24 protein-coding genes are annotated in these 17,857 nt (G+C 40.1%); all 24 read left to right on the forward strand.

Annotated features, from left to right (window positions below; genetic code table 11):
* Positions 1 to 334: 334 nt before the first annotated feature.
* The gene (locus BLV50_RS02330) at positions 335 to 874 is read left to right on the forward strand and encodes a GNAT family N-acetyltransferase (RefSeq protein WP_090805573.1); all 540 of its coding nucleotides are present in this window, start codon (positions 335 to 337) and stop codon (positions 872 to 874) included.
* A gap of 216 nt (positions 875 to 1,090) precedes the next feature.
* On the forward strand, positions 1,091 to 1,654 hold the full coding sequence (locus BLV50_RS02335; RefSeq protein ID WP_090805576.1) for a GNAT family N-acetyltransferase: 564 nt from the start codon (positions 1,091 to 1,093) through the stop codon (positions 1,652 to 1,654).
* 53 nt (positions 1,655 to 1,707) lie between these two features.
* Entirely contained in the window at positions 1,708 to 2,178 is a 471-nt protein-coding gene (locus tag BLV50_RS02340; RefSeq protein ID WP_090805578.1) for a GNAT family N-acetyltransferase, read from the forward strand.
* A 157-nt stretch (positions 2,179 to 2,335) separates the two neighbouring features.
* Positions 2,336 to 3,271: a cysteine synthase A gene (gene cysK, locus BLV50_RS02345; protein ID WP_090805581.1), complete on the forward strand. Its 936-nt coding sequence runs from the start codon at positions 2,336 to 2,338 to the stop codon at positions 3,269 to 3,271.
* 190 nt (positions 3,272 to 3,461) lie between these two features.
* Complete coding sequence (locus BLV50_RS02350; RefSeq protein ID WP_090805583.1) at positions 3,462 to 4,520, forward strand: alpha/beta hydrolase; 1,059 nt, start codon at positions 3,462 to 3,464, stop codon at positions 4,518 to 4,520.
* An 80-nt stretch (positions 4,521 to 4,600) separates the two neighbouring features.
* Positions 4,601 to 5,542 carry a GNAT family N-acetyltransferase gene (locus BLV50_RS02355; RefSeq protein WP_090805586.1) on the forward strand — a complete coding sequence of 314 codons (942 nt, stop codon included), beginning with the start codon at positions 4,601 to 4,603 and terminating at the stop codon, positions 5,540 to 5,542.
* A gap of 132 nt (positions 5,543 to 5,674) precedes the next feature.
* Positions 5,675 to 5,800 carry a hypothetical protein gene (locus tag BLV50_RS33275; RefSeq protein ID WP_256337832.1) on the forward strand — a complete coding sequence of 42 codons (126 nt, stop codon included), beginning with the start codon at positions 5,675 to 5,677 and terminating at the stop codon, positions 5,798 to 5,800.
* Positions 5,801 to 5,824: 24 nt separating this feature from the next.
* A complete protein-coding gene (locus BLV50_RS02360) occupies positions 5,825 to 6,346 on the forward strand; it encodes a DinB family protein (protein ID WP_090805588.1) in 522 nt (173 codons plus the stop codon).
* Positions 6,347 to 6,487: 141 nt separating this feature from the next.
* Entirely contained in the window at positions 6,488 to 6,934 is a 447-nt protein-coding gene (locus BLV50_RS02365; RefSeq protein ID WP_090805590.1) for a hypothetical protein, read from the forward strand.
* 157 nt (positions 6,935 to 7,091) lie between these two features.
* Positions 7,092 to 7,949, forward strand: a complete 858-nt coding sequence (locus BLV50_RS02370) for an MBL fold metallo-hydrolase (protein WP_063563294.1) — start codon at positions 7,092 to 7,094, stop codon at positions 7,947 to 7,949.
* 266 nt (positions 7,950 to 8,215) lie between these two features.
* Complete coding sequence (locus tag BLV50_RS02375; RefSeq protein WP_063563295.1) at positions 8,216 to 8,857, forward strand: FusB/FusC family EF-G-binding protein; 642 nt, start codon at positions 8,216 to 8,218, stop codon at positions 8,855 to 8,857.
* 147 nt (positions 8,858 to 9,004) lie between these two features.
* Positions 9,005 to 9,508, forward strand: coding sequence for a DUF1648 domain-containing protein (locus BLV50_RS02380; RefSeq protein WP_063563296.1), 504 nt, complete (start codon positions 9,005 to 9,007; stop codon positions 9,506 to 9,508).
* A 65-nt stretch (positions 9,509 to 9,573) separates the two neighbouring features.
* Positions 9,574 to 10,017, forward strand: coding sequence for a GNAT family N-acetyltransferase (locus tag BLV50_RS02385; protein WP_072732484.1), 444 nt, complete (start codon positions 9,574 to 9,576; stop codon positions 10,015 to 10,017).
* Positions 10,018 to 10,070: 53 nt separating this feature from the next.
* Positions 10,071 to 10,706 carry a hypothetical protein gene (locus tag BLV50_RS02390; protein WP_063563298.1) on the forward strand — a complete coding sequence of 212 codons (636 nt, stop codon included), beginning with the start codon at positions 10,071 to 10,073 and terminating at the stop codon, positions 10,704 to 10,706.
* A 38-nt stretch (positions 10,707 to 10,744) separates the two neighbouring features.
* On the forward strand, positions 10,745 to 11,236 hold the full coding sequence (locus BLV50_RS02395; protein WP_090805594.1) for a GNAT family N-acetyltransferase: 492 nt from the start codon (positions 10,745 to 10,747) through the stop codon (positions 11,234 to 11,236).
* The gene (locus BLV50_RS02400; protein WP_090805597.1) at positions 11,237 to 11,749 is read left to right on the forward strand and encodes a DUF6886 family protein; all 513 of its coding nucleotides are present in this window, start codon (positions 11,237 to 11,239) and stop codon (positions 11,747 to 11,749) included.
* A 115-nt stretch (positions 11,750 to 11,864) separates the two neighbouring features.
* Positions 11,865 to 12,305: a GyrI-like domain-containing protein gene (locus BLV50_RS02405; RefSeq protein ID WP_256336125.1), complete on the forward strand. Its 441-nt coding sequence runs from the start codon at positions 11,865 to 11,867 to the stop codon at positions 12,303 to 12,305.
* A gap of 99 nt (positions 12,306 to 12,404) precedes the next feature.
* Complete coding sequence (locus BLV50_RS02410) at positions 12,405 to 12,953, forward strand: glutathione peroxidase (RefSeq protein ID WP_079694587.1); 549 nt, start codon at positions 12,405 to 12,407, stop codon at positions 12,951 to 12,953.
* Between the two features lie 160 nt (positions 12,954 to 13,113).
* Positions 13,114 to 13,974 carry an AraC family transcriptional regulator gene (locus BLV50_RS02415; RefSeq protein WP_090805600.1) on the forward strand — a complete coding sequence of 287 codons (861 nt, stop codon included), beginning with the start codon at positions 13,114 to 13,116 and terminating at the stop codon, positions 13,972 to 13,974.
* A 55-nt stretch (positions 13,975 to 14,029) separates the two neighbouring features.
* Entirely contained in the window at positions 14,030 to 14,800 is a 771-nt protein-coding gene (locus BLV50_RS02420) for an acyl-[acyl-carrier-protein] thioesterase (protein WP_090805604.1), read from the forward strand.
* Positions 14,801 to 14,981: 181 nt separating this feature from the next.
* A complete protein-coding gene (locus tag BLV50_RS02425) occupies positions 14,982 to 15,227 on the forward strand; it encodes a hypothetical protein (protein ID WP_090805607.1) in 246 nt (81 codons plus the stop codon).
* A gap of 172 nt (positions 15,228 to 15,399) precedes the next feature.
* The gene (locus BLV50_RS02430) at positions 15,400 to 16,002 is read left to right on the forward strand and encodes a nitroreductase family protein (RefSeq protein ID WP_063563305.1); all 603 of its coding nucleotides are present in this window, start codon (positions 15,400 to 15,402) and stop codon (positions 16,000 to 16,002) included.
* Between the two features lie 148 nt (positions 16,003 to 16,150).
* Positions 16,151 to 17,290: an S-layer homology domain-containing protein gene (locus BLV50_RS02435; protein ID WP_090805610.1), complete on the forward strand. Its 1,140-nt coding sequence runs from the start codon at positions 16,151 to 16,153 to the stop codon at positions 17,288 to 17,290.
* On the forward strand, positions 17,238 to 17,780 hold the full coding sequence (locus tag BLV50_RS02440) for a glycosyl hydrolase family 18 protein (protein ID WP_143038092.1): 543 nt from the start codon (positions 17,238 to 17,240) through the stop codon (positions 17,778 to 17,780). Before BLV50_RS02435 ends, BLV50_RS02440 begins: the two co-directional genes overlap by 53 nt.
* Positions 17,781 to 17,857 lie beyond the last annotated feature (77 nt).

The raw sequence follows: 17,857 nt of genomic DNA on the forward strand, positions 1-17,857 counted from the left end.
GCTGATAAGGTACAGCATAACATCACTCCCAAGGATAAGTAGTATGATTAATGTTTCCTTGAACCAAAAAATTTATCCATGGGCATGAAATGATGTTAGCGAAGATGAGTGGACCAGCTAAACCGATGATAGTGAGGTTGTTTCGATGGGTCAATGATTCCAAAAATCACACAGTAAACAGGCGATATTCGTTACGTTCAGTCAAGTAATCTGGAAAACATTTCTATGATGAATTTTACATAAAAGCAATATAGAATTCATTAAATTCCACACGTCCTTTTATATACTTAGTTTGTTTGACTCAGCGAACTAAAAGGACTAGGTGGTCGTTTAAATGTTGAAAAAACGAGACTTGCACGAATGCCACTCACTGTATGATTTGATGGTGGACCCCGCTGTTTTTCCATACGTTCGTCATAAGTGCCGATCTTATGAGGAATATTTATTTGCAACTAAACAGGTGATTGATGAAGAAGAGCAAAACACATGTATTTCCAGAACGATCCTTAATGAGCTGGGACATCCCATCGGAACCATTGATTTATATCACATGGAACATAAGACAGGTTTTCTTGCGACATGGATTGGAGCCCCTTATTTCGGAAAAGGTTACAATCAACGAGCAAAGGAAGCCTTTTTCGCTGAGTTGTTTCTTCAACGTGAAATTGAAACAGTCTTTCTTAAAATTCGAAAACAAAACATTCGATCCAAGAAAGCGGTTGGGAAATTGCCTTATGTCAAATTAGCCACTGATATATACCACGAAGTGTATAAGTTGATAAACAATACGGAACAAATTTATGATTTGTATTACGTGAATCGTTCTGACTTTATGGCAAGTGAAGAGATGAAGCATGTGGTTGCTACGTATTAACTAAAAACGTCTTTCGATATCTATTCAAACGAAATCCCGCCAGGTTTGTCCTGTCGGGATTAATATTATTTTCTTTGACAGTCCATAATTTTGTGGATAGGAAACAATAAGTAAGGATGCAGGAATATGGAAATTAAGGTCGAAAGAAGAGATATAAGCAAGAATGAAACAACGTTATAAGCAAGTCGCGAAGTATTTTAATGTCGAGGTGAAGTAATGGAGATCAAAAAAATAGAGAATCTATCCAATGAAGATTGGCTTCAACTTGGAAGCTTTGGTTATAAATCCACTCAAAAATATGAGCTTACCAAACAGGAGACACAATGTTCCTTTAGTATGCATTTAACGTTAATAAATCTGGATGACATCTACGAAAAAGAAGAATTGAACAGTACAGATGATTTGGAACGATATGAAGAAATCATACAACTGGGATTTTCTTATGCAATATATATAGATGGGAAAATCATAGCGCTCGCAATTTGTGAACCACAAGCTTGGAATAATACGCTGATGATATGGCATCTTCAGGTTAATGAAAAATACATAAGAAAAGGATATGGAAGATTGTTGATCAATAAAGTGAATGAGATTGCCCAGGAACAAGGCTTCAGAGCGATCACGTTAGAAACTCAGAATACGAACGTTCCAGCCATTCATTTTTACATGCAATGTGGTTATCAAATTGAAGGAATTGATGTATCACTATATTCAAATAATCATAGCCAAAACGAAGAAATAGCTTTGTATATGAGAAAGAAGATCAAACAGAGTATCTAGGTATTATCTTGAAACCGCTTAAATCTATGATGTTTGGTGAGGAGAGAGTCTGCATGATAACGCTCAGAAAAATAACACTGGATAACCGACGTTCTATATTTAACCTGGAAGTTTCAGAAGAACAGCGACAATATGTTGCATCAAACCTTTCAAGTGTTGCATCGTGTTATATTCTTGCAACCAATGGCGGCTCACCGTTTCCACTTGCCATTTACGCAGATGAGCAGCCTGTAGGTTTTGTAATGATAACTTACGGAATCACGGGTTATGATCTTCCTGTGATTGCTGACAATAGCTATTGTATTTTGCGACTGATGATTGACAAGCAGCACCAAAGCATGGGCTATGGCCGGGAAGCATTAAAGAAAATATTGGAGTTTATTCGAACTTTCCCAGCTGGAACTGCAAGTTATTGTTGGATTCCATATAGTCCTGATAACTTGGCTGCCAAAAAGGTATATGAGAGCTTTGGATTCCATGAAAATGGTGAAGTGTGCCATGACGAGCTCATAACAGATTTTTAGAGGGGGACTTTATAACAAAGATTCACGCTCAATCTAATAGCTTTTGCTTTCCTATGTCGTAAAATAGAAGTTCAATAGTTGTATTATTTTACCATACATGATAACGTGATATTAAAACCAACTAATTTAGTTGGAAATGTATTTTGGAGGTATGATCATGACTAATATCGCAAAGAATCTCACAGATCTGATTGGAAATACACCGCTATTGGAGCTTTCTAATTTTGCGAGAAAGTATCAAGTCGAGGCGAAGATCATTGCTAAATTGGAATACTTTAATCCAGCAGGTAGTGTAAAAGATAGAATCGGATATGGAATGATTAAAGATGCTGAAGAGAAGGGGTTAATTAACCAAAATTCAGTGATAATAGAACCGACGAGCGGAAATACAGGTGTAGGACTTGCTTTTGCAGCTGCAGCATTAGGATACAGATTAATCATAACACTACCTGAGAGTTTCAGTGTAGAACGTAGGAAGCTGTTGATCGCTCTGGGAGCAGAACTAGTTCTTACACCTGCCACAGAAGGAATGTCTGGAGCCATTAAAAAGGCTGAAGAAATTGCGGCTACAATCCCTAATTCATTTATACCTCAACAGTTTAAAAATCCAGCAAATCCACAAGTGCATAAGGTAACAACCGCAGAGGAGATTTGGAGAGATACCGAAGGCAAAGTGGACATTTTTATTGGTGGTGTTGGTACAGGCGGAACCATATCAGGAGTTGGCGAAGCACTTAAACAAAGAAAAGAAAATGTGGAAATTATAGCTGTAGAGCCTTCGGATTCCCCGGTGCTTTCTGGAGGAACTAAAGGAGTGCATACCATTCAAGGAATTGGTGCCGGTTTTGTTCCCGACAATTTTAATAGATCTGTAGTTGATGAGATCGTACAGGTGAGAAATGAAGATGCATTTGAAACAGCTCGTTTTTTAGCTAAATCCGAAGGATTATTAGTCGGTATTTCGTCTGGTGCTGCTGCATATGCAGCAGTGCAAATGGCAAAAAGGCCAGAGAATAAAAATAAAAGTATAGTTGTACTATTCCCGGATACAGGGGAACGATATTTATCAACAGACCTTTATCCAGAAGCATAAGGTGAAAATATTAAGCTGCCCTCGCCGCTTAAAAGCATCGTTGCCGTTTCTTTGAAGAATAAACTGGTGAGGGCATGGATTCACAAACGTAATACGCAACCTCGGAAATCGATAAGTTTTGGAGGCAGCGTATATTCAATTCAATCTACATGCGTTGTAGTGACGAAAAAATAGTATAAGGGTGAAAGCGATGACTGTTGGAAGAAAGGTTTTTGTTTTAAAGGAAGAATCACGTATTGATCCGATAAGTAAGGAAACCAGAGAAGTGCTCATTAGTATATACTATCCTTCCAATCCAGTGGAGCATGAGTCGAAGTATATTTCGTTATTTGAACCTAATATCTCTTCCGCTGTTGGTATGCTCTCTAGTATGGGAGTGGATAAGGATTATATTTGTAATCTGGATACAAAAATACATAATGATGAGAGTGTTGATATTACGGCTAAAAACTGTCCCATTATTTTTGTAGCCCCGGCTTTTGGTGTAGTTAGAGATATGTATTCCTTTTGTGTAGAACATTTAGTGGGGTGCGGATTTGTTGTCATTACTATAGGAGCCACTCATGAATCTATATTTTCCATTTTTCCTGACAGACGTTTTGTCCAGCAATCCAATGTGATATCTGAAATAGACAGCTTAGATATTCATTCTTGGAAACAATTATTGAAGCTTAGAGTAGAAGATATGAGTTTGGTTATGAAAAACGTAGATAAGGTCTTGGATTCAGATAAGGATCTTAGGGCCATAGTCGATGTGAATGAAATGGGGATCATTGGTCATTCATTAGGTGGGGCTGCTGCTTATGAATTGCTTAAAAGAGAAAAGAGAATTAAGGCTAGCATTCTATTAGATCCTAGTTTCCATTTAATGACCACGAATAAGGAAGAGGGAGTATCTGTTCCGTTATTGGTAGCTCGGCAAGAGAAATGCTCGTTTGAAGAACTGGAAAATGAAATCTCTCCAGACCTATTGCCTTTGTTGCTGACTGGGTATGAGTCTTTGTTTAACTCGAGTGATCTGAATAGTCCATTTATTAAATTAAACGGTGCTCATCATATGACTTTTAGCGATATCCCGATACATTACAACGAAGATGGGATAGAACACAAGCATTCCACTATTAATAAGTATATCTCTGCTTTCCTTGAGGAGCATTTAAAGAAGGAAGAAAATAAGTTTCATGAGCTGCTGAAAAATAAGATTAATGATGGAATTGATCAAGTAAATAGTAAAGGACATGTTATTTAAGGAGGGGGACTAGAAATGTTTAGATAACACACGCCTTAAATATTTTATAGGTAGTTAGCATTGATGAGGAGGAATGACGCATGGAATTAAATAATTGGTCTGAGGAACTTAATTCTTATGATTTATCAAATGAATATTCCATTCAAAAGGCTGAGCCCGAAGAATGGGGACTGTATTGTTCAGTCTATTATAATATGGCCTATACTGGATTTTTTAGAGAGGAAGGCTACTTCAATGTTTCGCGGAATAACTCTTTTTGGATTTATAAAGGAGAGTCAAAAATCGGTGGGGTAAGGATGGCACCCAATACGTTATATCATCTATTCTTTATGCCCCCATTCAATGATTCATTTGAGGTACTGAAACTTCTTAAAACAATACTCATAAAATGGTCTGATGCAACGCAACGTATCAAGATATATGAAATTCTCCCCGATCAAGTACATTTATTTACGAGGGCTGGATTCTGGCCAGATGAGTTCAGATGTCGCTGGATGCAGCGCCCGACAGATCATTTCAATGTGCATTGGGATCATGATTTTATAGTTAAGAGCCCCGAAATTATCGAGAATGAAACAGGTGCTAAGCAATACATTAATGAAGATGAAATCGCTCAGTGTGACTTTGACAGCTTTGTAGGAGGTTTTGAAGCCTTACGCAGAAAGAAAACATCCCTTGAAGACTTTATCCCGAACGAAGAAATCTATTTTACCAATGAGAACCTAACTCAAGCTTCTACGCTTGTATATGATAAGGTTACTGGACAGCTCATAGCCAACTGTCGCCTATGTTTGCAGGATAATCAAGCAGCAGTATATAGCATCGGAGTCAACTCTGCTTACAGAGGAAAAGGACTTGCTACACGCATGCTGCAAAGAGCCTTGACTGAACTTAAAGACAAGTATCCAGTTCTAAGGTTATATGTCATGGAAGGCAATGATGCCGAATCAGTTTATTTTAATCTTGGATTTGTTCCTGGCGTTCAAGAGATACAAACGATGTATGTTCCAGTACATGAGTAGTCACAGTTAAATTAATCAACTATTAACCCGAGTGGATCTTTTGGAATGGGGCAGCATCGCTGTTTCTAATCTCTCGGGTTTCTGTTGCTTGAGGAAAGGATGGTTATTATTGGGACTATATTAATATTGGTAGTGTCTTTGTTTTTTGGTATTTTTGTTGTGAAAATCGGAATGGATAATTCCAAGAGTAATCAGTACACCAAAGAAATATTGCAAGAATTAAGAGAAATCAAGGAGATTCTAAGGGAAGAACGATGAAGACAACCTCAAGGAGGCGTTAGGGTGCTTTATGATTTAAAAGGCGAAGCCAATATGTCACCTGTTGTTGGGTTGTTATTTGCTGCGGTTATAGAAAACAGCCAACGACTCCAACGAATCACGGAAGGTATGTCGCAAGAAGAAATAGATTATAAAGGACCTAATAACAACTTCAATAGTACCGCTCAATTAATAAAACATATCACCTACGTCGATCTGAATTGGGCTTATCGAATAAAGGGATTACCACTTCCTCAAAACTTAAAAGAGCAACATGGCCCTATGATTGATGAAAATGGCAGTCTTCCGATGGTTCAAGGAATATCTTTGAGTACACTTATGTCGACATATGAAGGTGTCATAACCATGTTGAAGGACGCGTGTACACAATTAACGGATGATGATCTAGCGAGGATTGTCACTTTTGGGCATGAAAATGAGAAGCAAGCAACCGTACGCTGGGGTATGTGGCATATCGCTGACCACAGTCGTTATCATCAAGCTCACATTAATCAACTTCGAAGATGGTATCAAGAAGCTCACTAAAGAATGATGAGAAAGCGTTATTCGTATTGCATTTTTCTTTGAACAGCTAACTGCTCATAGAAAAAAGCCGAACTTATAACATTGGAAGAGCGTCTAATATATAGCATCGTTTAAATTTCGGTTATTAGGAGCTATTCAATAATGAAGAAAATAAGAACCTATATTATAGTTTTATTAACATTGAGCTTAATCATTCTTGGTTTTAAATTTGTTGAATCTCAAAATCAAAGAAAAGAGCTTCAGAATTCTATTGATAATTCATTTAGATATGAAATAAGTAATGTTCAGCACAGCTTTAGTATGGTTCTTAATGATTATACGTATAGATCAATGATATCAAGTGTGTCTAATGCAGCTGCGATATCGGAACTAACTTCTTTTGAGAAACTGAATGATGATTTAGATATTAGTTTGTACCAATTATATATCTCACTTAGAGAGGAAAGATCCAAAGACAAAGTCTTATTACGAATAGAAGAACTTAGAGAAATATTTAGTATGTTGGTCAGGGATCCGATAAACCATGAGGCAACAGACAGAATAATTCAGATCAACAATGATACATTTTTTAATACAAAAGAAGAATGAGCGTCTGATGAGATGAGGAACATTCAGTTCATGTGAAAAACAAAGGAGGTGATTCCGTTGGTAAACAAATAAAATGAGAAAATCTAAATGTTGATTTAAATAAGCATGCAGATTTTCTCTCTTATGGATCAAGAATTTATCATAGAGGAGAATGAACATGCTAAATCAATTAAGTGAAACGATCTATTATCTATCTAACCAAAATGATAAAGAAAGACCAACATTGGGGTTAGTTTGCGGTGATAAATATAGCCTTGTCGTTGACGGTGGAAATTCGGTTCAACATGCCAGGGATTTCTTACATGAAATAGAGAAGTTAAACGTTCCGCCCGTTAAATATGTGGTCATTTCTCATGCCCATTGGGATCATTTTTTAGGAATGAATGAATACGGAGCTACAATTATTATGAATAGTCTAACTAGCCAAAAGATGAATGATTGGCGGAACTATTCTTATGATGATCGCTCTCTACAGGAGTATGTGGATTCCAAGAAGATGACTTCACATTGTATGGAGACGATACAAAATGAAATACCGGAGAGAGACACATTTCAGTTATGTCCTCCGGATATTATTTTTGAAAAGTCACTCCATCTGGACTTGGGCAATAAAGTTTGTGTGCTTGAAACCATTCGTAGCACCCATACCGATGATTCAACCATTGTATATATTCCGGATGAAAAGGTCATTTTTCTGGGCGATAGTGCTTACAATACAACTACCAATTCGTTATATCATATTAAGCAAGACAAGTTATTGCCTATGATTGAGGACATTCAGCAATATGATGCCGTTCATTTCTTGCTTGGTCATGAGTCGATCTGTGACGTGGAGGAGATGGATACGTTTTGGAGAGAGCTCATCTCAGCCAATGATGTTGTGAAATCCACATCATTAGAGGAAGCAATCGAGCGTTTTGAAGCAGCCAATAATCGAACAGCCAATGACAATGAGCTTTTCTTCTTACAAGGATTCGTGAATGATCAGATATTACAATTAAAAGCAACGGAATAAAAGAAGATCCATGAAAATCCATTTCAATTGATCCATGTGAAGTTCTCTGATATACTTTTCGCATGATATTTGATTGGGGGTTACTCAGATGGCAATGCTGAATTGCTCGTTAGCTAGAAATAACTCATGCAAAGCCTGATCGGGGGCGATACTTTGCGTGGGGCGCGATAGCTTAGATTCTTTCGCCCATACTTAATTTTATCGTTTCTAATAACAGGCTTTGCCCTTATTGATTTTTTTCTATGAAAAATAAGGAGCTGAAAGCTATGAGTACACCATTTATTAGAAACCACCAATATAATTTGATTAAAAAACAAGCGGAATTTGTTCGCAAAACCGTGCAATCCGCCGCGGATCGCAGGGTCCTGGAGACTGTTAGATACAGTGCTGCAACAAACATTGTTGAAGCATTTACGGATCTGACAGAGAACCAGCAGCAAATGCTGGAGCAAATCTCGTCGCTGGAGACAACAGACGATTTTCAACGGTATATGAAAGCATTGGAACCATATCTGGAGTTGTATCCATCGATTACGTTGAAACAAATTCAGAAGTTATTTCCGAAGAACAAAAAGATGAAAATGCCTGATCTACCATCCATTGATTTTCGATATGTAACGTACCTGAGCTGGGTAGATATTGCGACGAACAAATTATTCGTTGTATATCCGTTCGAAGGACAGTTTATCGGTATTGAGGGAAGAATAACGCCGACACACAAGAAGGGGTACTGCCTATTCTGTAATCGGCATCAAGAGCTTGCATTCTTCACGGTCAAGACCAAGAACGCTTTACCGGATAATTATTCTGCGATTGGTCAATACGTATGCATGGAGAACCAAGGATGTAATCACAGCATTACCAATACAGAATCGCTGGAGAAGTTCATTCTCTCCGTTCGTAAATAAGGTTATATTAAGTAAAGGCTGCCTGCAAAGGCGGCCTTTTTTGCTTATGCTTTCATTCCTCAAGGATACTCAGAAATCATTGGAAAAAGAGGTTGATAATTGTTAACATGTAATCATACGGTGTGTAAATGGAGAAGAGGTAGGAAATTGGAAATCAAAGATCGTCCGAAGATAACAATCCCAAAAACGTTACTGGAAAAAACTTTAGATATCACAACCATCATTTTATTTATTATTGGCATTATATACTGCTTGCAACAATGGATGACCTTACCGGATCAGATACCGATTCATTTTAATATGAAGGGGGAGCCTGATGGCTGGGGAGGAAAGTGGGGAGTATGGCTGCCCTTAGTCATTGGGCTTATTTTATGGATTGGACTTTCGCAACTGGAGAAGTATCCTCATACGTATAATTACCTCAATTTGAATATGGAGAATGCGGAGAGACAATATAAAAATGCACGGCTCATGATTAATCTGATGAAGACGGAGATATCCATATTTTTTATTTATATCAGTTGGATGATTATTGAGTTTTCAAGTGCGGATAAAGTCACTCATCATAATTGGTTGCCCGTTGTCATATTCATTATCGTTTTATTTAGTTCCATAGGTTTCTTTATATACAGATCATTTAAACTCAAATAACGTTGGAGCTAGGGTCTTATTGAAGAAGTGAAGACAAATACTATGAAATCGTGAGGATCTGAAAAATGAATAACCCTGCTGTTAACGATGAATTGAAAATTGTATTTGAAGATCATGAACAGGATTACCATGCTGTATGTAGCAATCTGTATCAATACAATCTAAGAGAAACAAAGGGTTTGTTAAAAAAACCTGGAAAAAGCATCAATTTGTTTCTAAGGGATAAGACTGGCAAAGCAGTAGGTGGGATCTTCTGTGCTACGTACTGCTATACTTTATATATTGATAACTTTTGGATTGATGAAGAATACAGAGAAAATGGGTATGGGAAATCATTAATCATGCAAGCAGAAAGCATTGCTGTTAGTGAGGGCTGCAAACTTTCACATACAAGTACATTTTCTTATCAGTCTCCTGAATTTTACAAGAAGATGGGTTATGAAGTGTTTGGAATGATAGATGAATACCCGGAAGGAATTATTCAGTACTTCCTGAAGAAAAGATTATAGACTTACATAGGAATCTCAAAAATATCATATAACATATATAAAGGAGAAATGATATGACGGTCGTTGGAATATTGGGGACAATTCATAATCAAGAATTAAGAGAAAAATATAATAGTTCTCTTACCTTGTATGAGGATCTGATTACAGAATTCAACCCGGATATTATCTGTGGTGAAGTGCATCCCCAGAGTTGGATGAAGTATATCAAGGATAAACAGGATAAGGGATATTGGGGTGAGCCAGCCAGTGAGTATTGGGAGCTTATCTTTCCATTATGTGAAGAACGGAATATAGAGTTTGTGCCTATTGACTGGTTTGAGTTAGATGTCTGGAATGATTTTGATCCATTGAACAGCTTCTCAGAAGAGGAGCGTAAAGCGTTGGAGAAGATCGATGATGAATGGTTTGCTAAACAAATGAATACACATGACGTTGGAACGATTCCCTTTAATTCGGTTGCGTTTGATACTATGACCAAACAAAAATATGAATGGTTGGATCAGATTAATCCAAAAGCAAATAACTTTAGATGGATCGTACGAAATCAGATCATGATTCAACGTGTGAAGAACACGTATCATTCGAATCCGGGTAAGAAAATTTTATGTGTTGTGGGAGCAGATCATAATTATATTTTCAAAGAGGAATTAATTAATGAACCTATTGAATTGGTATATCCATTACGATAGTTCAATTAATAGACTATAACCTTCAGGAGGTTTATTCCATGATCAGATTGTGCAACAGTATGGACGCAGATGCAATGGTTGAGATCATTAATGATGCAGCAAAGGCATACCAGGGTGTAATTCCTGAGGATCGCTATCATGAACCCTATATGCCATTGCAAGAATTGAATCAGGAAATTCGTGATGGCGTCGTATTCTGGGGCTTTGAAGAAAATAATAGATTATGGGGCGTTATGGGAATTCAGGATAAAGGTGATGTTGCTTTAATCAGGCACGCATATGTAAGAACTCACCAACGGGGGAGCGGAATAGGCACAAAGCTGCTGGCTCATCTGGTGGCATCAACCGATAAACCGATATTAATAGGAACCTGGGATTCCGCAGAATGGGCTATAAAATTCTATTTGAAAAATGGTTTTACCCTAGTTTCATCGGATGAGAAGAAGCAGTTATTAACTAGATACTGGAACGTCCCCGAAAGACAAATCGAGACCTCTGTTGTTTTATGTGACGGGAAGTGGGGCGCCTGAATGCTTTATCATTTTAGCGAGGTTTCAGATATCCAAGTTTTTATTCCAAGAGAGAAACAAGACAGAGCTGAATTTCCAGCAGTGGTGTGGGCTATTGATGAAGAGCATGAATATTCATATTACTTTCCAAGAGATTGTCCAAGAATCATTTGTAAAAAGACTGACACGATAAGTGATGAGAATAATGAGAAGTTTTTTAAACATTCTAATGCGGATATCATCGTTACGGTTGAAAGTTCATGGTATCCGAGGATTATGAATCAGGTTATATACAGGTACCACTTCGATGACACCAATTTTGAACTCTTTGATCCAACGGCGGGCTACTATATTTCTTATCAGGTTACAAAGCCTCTACATATAGACCGCATGGAGGGTTTAATAGAGAGATTATTTGAAAAAGGAATCGAACTCAGATTTACTCCAAATCTGTATCCACTGAGAGAGGCGATACTTACATCGGATTTCAAAGAATTTGGAATACATAGATTCAATAACGCAACGAAAGTATAGAGCGATTACTTTTCGCTATGATGTGAAGGTACGAAATCATAAGGCGCTTACGACATGTTGTAAAAGGATGGGGATCATATATGGAAGCTAAAGTTGTAAATTTGCCCGCTTTCAGGTGGTAGGGTACAAAATTGAAGCCACGGTTGCCGTGTTTGAGTCGGGTCTTGGAAAGATCCATCATGAACAACTGGTCAATAGAAAAGATGAGATTCAGCATCGGAAAAATGATAATGTCATGTTGATGCAGATTTATCCTATGGACGCAAATTTTAATCCCAAGGAGGATGTGTTTACACATCTGATTGGTCATGAGGTGCTCGCAGACAGCGCTGCCCCACCTGACATGATTCTTCACGCATTCAAGGAAAGCCAGTATGTGACTTGCACACACAAAGGGCTTGAATCGGAGCTTGATGCTACATATGATTATTTATACGCTCAATGGATTGGTGAAACGGGATATGAACTGAAGGACTATGATTTTGAAATTTGGGATGAACGATATCAACCTGATCATCCCGATAATGAGATTGATTTGTTCGCAGCGTTGCAGTAGTTATAGGCTTTTTTACGATACAGAATCTTCTATTTCGTATATAATAGAAATTCATATGAGTCTGTATAACTACATAACATCGCGAGGTGCACCAATCTTATGCCAACCATCTATGACTTTAGCGTAACCAAAACGAGTGGAGAACGTTTCCCGCTCTATCAATACGAAGGAAAACCTGTACTGATCGTAAATACAGCGAGCAAGTGTAAGTACACACATCAGTTCGACGACATGCAGAAACTTTATGATCGATATAAAGAGCAAGGACTTCAAATCATTGGTTTCCCGTGTAATCAGTTTGCGGAGCAAGAACCGGGAAGCAGCGAAGAGGCGGAGACCTTTTGTCAGATTAACTATGGTGTGAAATTCCCCATGTTCTCCAAGATGGATGTCAATGGAGAAGCAGCGCATCCGCTGTATGACTTTTTGAAAAAGTCGGGACCTTTTGCAGGTTTTGATGAGTCAGATGTGCAAGCGAAACTGCTAAAGCTGATGGTGGCGGACAAAGCACCGGAATGGTTGCATGGTGATGCGATCAAGTGGAACTTTACGAAGTTTCTAATTGATGCCGAAGGGCATGTGGCTAAACGTTTTGAACCTGTTGATTCGATTGACGAGATTCAGGCGAGTATAGAACAGCTTCTGTAAGTTATTTTTCCCAATCTCCCAAAGGGCCATGACACGTACCGTGCAAACAAGCGGATATGTGCATGGCCTTCTATATTTCAAAGTCTGTCCAGTACTATCCGACATGATGTGAAACGGGTAAAATGGTAAGAAACCTCTCCAGAACAGGAGGTACTTGAACGTGCCAAGTGTAATGCAATTTAGTGGTCCATTGGAATATAGCTATCGCTCCACCAGCACGTACGACCCTGGAGCATCGGACGGATTTCATTCGCATCCACAATATGAGGTGTACTATTTTCATGATGGCGAATGTACCTATCTGATTGGAGATCGAGTCTACAACCTTGAACCGGGTGACCTGGTCCTGATGCATGGCATGACCCTTCATCGGCCACATCCCATGCCTGGCAGACCTTATGTGCGAACGACGCTGCACTTTGATCCCTCGGCCATCCGCAGCAGTCTGCACCCGGACCGGGTGAGCGAAGTGTTAAAGCCGTTCGAAGAACTGAGAAACTGCCGGATCAATCTGACAGGCAATATTCGCTCCGAATTCGAAGCCTTGCTGTTGAGTCTGCATCAGCTTACCGTGAATTCGGGGGATTTCAAAGAGGAACGCATGAACGTTCGTTTATGTGACCTGCTGTATGTTATAGCTGGAATCTGCCGAGGAAGGGTCGAGGACCACCTTCCCTCTTCCGAGAAGGAGCGGCATGTACAGCATATCATTGCTTATGTCGAAACCCATTATATGGAGGACATTGGGCTGGATGATCTGGCAAGTGAGCTTCATCTGTCCAAGCCTTATCTGGCCGGATTGTTTAAAGAAATGACGGGTAGTACCATATTTAAATATGTGTATGACCGTCGCATTAATCAGGCCAAGCTGTTATTCCAGTTCCAGCCGGATATCAGTGTGACAGAGGCCAGCCGGTTGGCAGGGTTCAAACGTTTATCCCATTTCAGTCGAATGTTCAAACAAAGTGTAGGGTGTGCACCAGATCTGTACCGTAGTCGATTACATCGTTCGTTTGATTAATGTAGCGTTACGGATCAAAAATTTTACATGCTGCACAGCCTGAGGAGGTTACTGAATGCAATCAGAACAACCATTCAAGCTTAATTACCGAATTGGATCAGCCGATGCCGATTACAGATCACAATGTCGTCCATCTGCTTTACTGGAGCATATGCAGTTGGCAGCAGACCGCGATTTAGCAGGTATGGGAGTTACCGTATCGCAGATGCTGGATCAGGGATTGGGTTGGATGCTATTAACGACAGATGTCACGATCATACGCCCAGCCCGATTGGAAGAAGAAGTATCCTTGCAGACGTGGCATAAAGAAAATAAAGGTGTGACATGGTTAAGGGATTATATCCTTACAGATCGAGAGGGAACACATCTGGCTGAGGCTCGTACAGCTTGGGCGTTGGTCGATCTGAAGAGACGCAGAGTCGTCAGACCTTCAGCTTTACCTTTTGAAGTGAAATCGCATCCTGATTTATCCTTAGGTGAAGCCCCTGCTAAAGTGACGGTCCCTTCTGAACTCAGCTTGCAGGAACAATATCGTTTAACTGTACAATACAGCAGCACAGACAGTAATGGTCATATGAACAACGCCCGATATGCAGACGTATGTTGTGATGCATTAACACTGGATGAACTGGCTGCAGGTATGATCCGTCTGCAAATTTCATATCATCGTGAGATTCGTATGCAGGAGTTAATGATTGTTGAGCGTTCAGAGGTTACAGAGGGAGCTGTGTGGGTTCGAGGAAGATTGGCTGAAGAGAATGATAGTATTATTTTTGAAGCCAAATTAAGTCTCGCAGACTCAACCGTTTCGCCCAGCAATCAATAAAATGGAACTGAATACAAGTAGATGAAGTCAACCAGTCCGTTCTGGTTGGCTTTTTTCTATTTTTACCTCCTGATGCAGATATAGATGCACCTGTTACGTTCATCGCATATTTCGCGCCGTGTTTAGAAGCCAGACAGAAAAGGTAAAAGAAGGGTAAATGAAAACTGAGGAGGAATCACGAATGAAAGAGCGCACACCGGATCAAAATAACAAGGATGCACATAAGGATCGTTCCCATGATAATCCGGAGCAGTATCCGACAGAGCAGGAAAGTTTGCTTGACCAGCATGAAGAAGAGCAGACCGTGGACCCCATTCCGATGGAAGATCTGAATATGGAGAAGCAGGAAGAGAAGAATAAGGATCAGACCAAAAGCAATTCGTCATCGGAAGAGAAATATCGAGCAGATTATCGTGAGTCGCAGTGATCAGAATCAATTCAATTGCTGTTAAAAATGATACTTAAATCCCCCTATTCAAAAGGAAATGACTAAATGTACATTTAGTGAAAATAAAATAGTTTGTTGACTAATGTATGTTACTATATTATAGTTACTATGTTGGCAATTTAGGAAATACCATTTTGGGAGGCGAATATTTATGTCTAAATCTTTCTTTGAAGCGTTGAAAAACAGAAGATCTTATTATGGAATCAGCAAGGAATCCACAATCTCGGATGCTAAAATCCAGGAAATCGTGGAAGAAGCGGTAAAATACACTCCGACTTCATTCAACTCACAAACATCTCGTGCCGTAGTATTGCTCGGTGAACAACACGATAAACTGTGGAATCACACGGAAGAAATTTTGCGTGAAGTGGTTGGCAATGCAGAAGCTTTCCAATCTACAGCTGAGAAAATGGCTGGATTCCGCAGCGGATATGGTACAGTACTCTTTTTCGAAGACAACAATGTGATTGCGCAGCTACAACAAAATTTTGCGGCTTATGCGGATAACTTCCCGATCTGGGCGAACCAATCTAACGGTATGTTGCAACTGGTGATCTGGACTGCTTTGGAACAAGAAGGTCTGGGCGCTTCCCTGCAGCACTATAACCCGCTGATTGATGAGAAAGTCAAACAGGAATGGAATATTCCGGAGAACTGGAGACTGATCGCTCAAATGCCATTCGGCAAACCAACAGCAACACCAGGCGAGAAAGAATTCCAACCGATTGAACAACGTGTAAAAGTACACAAGTAAGACTTTTACCTGGATCGAACGTCGACCTTAATTGAAAAGATTGAGGTGCCTCGTTTCAGCGAATTTCCCATTATTTAACCACATACGGCCTCGCTTCAATTTGATACGATGATGTAGATCGTACTCCAATGAAGCGAGGCTTTTTGATGTGAATAATAGAATATACAAACGTACCCGCCGAAAGCTATGGAATGCTATTTTGTGCGGCGTACTGGCGATAGGATCAATCACCATCGGTGAATCCACAGCTCAGGCAGCATCTGCTCAGCAGGTGTTCAAGGATACAACCTCCAGTTATGCCAAGGATGCCATTGCACATCTGGTAAAGGCGGGAATTGCTGCCGGAACCTCCGAGAATACGTTTGAACCCAAAAAGGCAGTCACTCGTGCTGAATTTGCAACATTTGCCGTGAGACTGCTAGGTTTGAAGCCCGTTAAAAACAATATTAATCCCTATAACGATGTCAGCATGAACGCTTGGTATTACGGCAACGTTGCAGCCATGACCAATCTTTCCATTCTTGAGGGCAAGAGTCAGGGCGTGTTCCAGCCAAACGCCTCCATTACTCGGGAAGAAGCGGCTGCACTGCTGGTGAGGATGCTGAAACAATCTTCCAAATCAACGAACCTTCTTTCATCCACATATGACGATGCAACTGAGATATCTGACTGGGCACGTCCTTATGTGCAGACCGTATATCAGCTTGGATTGATGCGCGGCAGTGATGGCAAGTTTCGCCCGCATGACCAAGTGACTAGAGAAGAGGCAGCAGTGATGCTGGATGCCATTTTGCAAAAGAAAACCTGGTCAGACCAGCTGAAAGGTGAGGATCAGCTCGGTATTCAGCTGGGATGGCAATATAACGCCTCTACAGCTGAGTTCAAGAAACAGATCGAACAATCGGAAGCCAACACACTGGTTCCCCGTTGGTTCTTCCTGAATAGCAGCATGAAAGTCACGGATCTCACGGACACATCGTTATTATCATGGGCATCTGCTACGGACAGACAGGTATGGCCGTTGCTTGGCAATCGTTCGAACCCGGACCTTACCCACCAGATGTTATCGAGTACAGCCAACCGGGCGTCGGTGATCTCACAGGTCACCTCTTTGGTGAAAACATATAAACTGGATGGTATTAACGTGGATTTTGAGAACGTACTGCCAGCTGATCGTGAAGGAATGACCGCATTTATTACTTCCCTGGCAACGGCTCTGCATGCGCTAGGCGCTTGTGTCTGTAGATGTATCACCCGATCTGGGGACAGATTGGACCGATGCATTTGATTATGCGCAATTAGGCGCTGTATCGGATTACATGGTACTGATGGGATATGAGGAACATTGGAACGGCGATCCGCAAGCAGGGTCTGTGGCATCTCTTCCTTGGGTCGAAAGGGCTTTGGATACGATGCTCGCTGAGGTAGTTCGCGCCAAAACAATTCTGGCTCTACCCTTATATACACGGGATTGGTCTTCCGCTAATCCGGCAGCCAGTTCATGGGATATCACCCTCGCAGAACAGGGAACTCGTGCACGAGCTTCAGGTTCCGTGAGACGATGGGATGCAGATCTGGTCCAATATGTCATCGGCTATAACAGTAACGGTACGCCGAGATATATATGGGCAGAGGACAGTCGTTCATTGTCCGCGAAAGTAATGATGAGCGGAGAGCGTAATATTGCCGGATTGGCCTACTGGTATATGGGCGGAGAGACGGCAGATGTATGGAATGCCATTTCGAACGCTTCACGATTTGAATCATACATTTTCTAAATTCCGAAATTATAATTCTTTCTTAAACCGACCCAAACACACCGTTATTCAGACGGATGGTTTGGGTTATTTTATTT

Origin of the sequence: Paenibacillus sp. 276b (genome assembly GCF_900107875.1) — a bacterium.
GTDB lineage: Bacteria > Bacillota > Bacilli > Paenibacillales > Paenibacillaceae > Paenibacillus > Paenibacillus marchantiae.

Coding starts and splice junctions, on each gene's coding strand:
- BLV50_RS02330 (WP_090805573.1), top strand. CDS start 335: ATGTTGAAAAAACGAGACTTGCACGAATGCCACTCACTGTATGATTTG.
- BLV50_RS02335 (WP_090805576.1), top strand. CDS start 1,091: ATGGAGATCAAAAAAATAGAGAATCTATCCAATGAAGATTGGCTTCAA.
- BLV50_RS02340 (WP_090805578.1), top strand. CDS start 1,708: ATGATAACGCTCAGAAAAATAACACTGGATAACCGACGTTCTATATTT.
- cysK (WP_090805581.1), top strand. CDS start 2,336: ATGACTAATATCGCAAAGAATCTCACAGATCTGATTGGAAATACACCG.
- BLV50_RS02350 (WP_090805583.1), top strand. CDS start 3,462: ATGACTGTTGGAAGAAAGGTTTTTGTTTTAAAGGAAGAATCACGTATT.
- BLV50_RS02355 (WP_090805586.1), top strand. CDS start 4,601: ATGGAATTAAATAATTGGTCTGAGGAACTTAATTCTTATGATTTATCA.
- BLV50_RS02365 (WP_090805590.1), top strand. CDS start 6,488: ATGAAGAAAATAAGAACCTATATTATAGTTTTATTAACATTGAGCTTA.
- BLV50_RS02370 (WP_063563294.1), top strand. CDS start 7,092: ATGCTAAATCAATTAAGTGAAACGATCTATTATCTATCTAACCAAAAT.
- BLV50_RS02375 (WP_063563295.1), top strand. CDS start 8,216: ATGAGTACACCATTTATTAGAAACCACCAATATAATTTGATTAAAAAA.
- BLV50_RS02385 (WP_072732484.1), top strand. CDS start 9,574: ATGAATAACCCTGCTGTTAACGATGAATTGAAAATTGTATTTGAAGAT.
- BLV50_RS02390 (WP_063563298.1), top strand. CDS start 10,071: ATGACGGTCGTTGGAATATTGGGGACAATTCATAATCAAGAATTAAGA.
- BLV50_RS02395 (WP_090805594.1), top strand. CDS start 10,745: ATGATCAGATTGTGCAACAGTATGGACGCAGATGCAATGGTTGAGATC.
- BLV50_RS02400 (WP_090805597.1), top strand. CDS start 11,237: ATGCTTTATCATTTTAGCGAGGTTTCAGATATCCAAGTTTTTATTCCA.
- BLV50_RS02410 (WP_079694587.1), top strand. CDS start 12,405: ATGCCAACCATCTATGACTTTAGCGTAACCAAAACGAGTGGAGAACGT.
- BLV50_RS02420 (WP_090805604.1), top strand. CDS start 14,030: ATGCAATCAGAACAACCATTCAAGCTTAATTACCGAATTGGATCAGCC.
- BLV50_RS02425 (WP_090805607.1), top strand. CDS start 14,982: ATGAAAGAGCGCACACCGGATCAAAATAACAAGGATGCACATAAGGAT.
- BLV50_RS02430 (WP_063563305.1), top strand. CDS start 15,400: ATGTCTAAATCTTTCTTTGAAGCGTTGAAAAACAGAAGATCTTATTAT.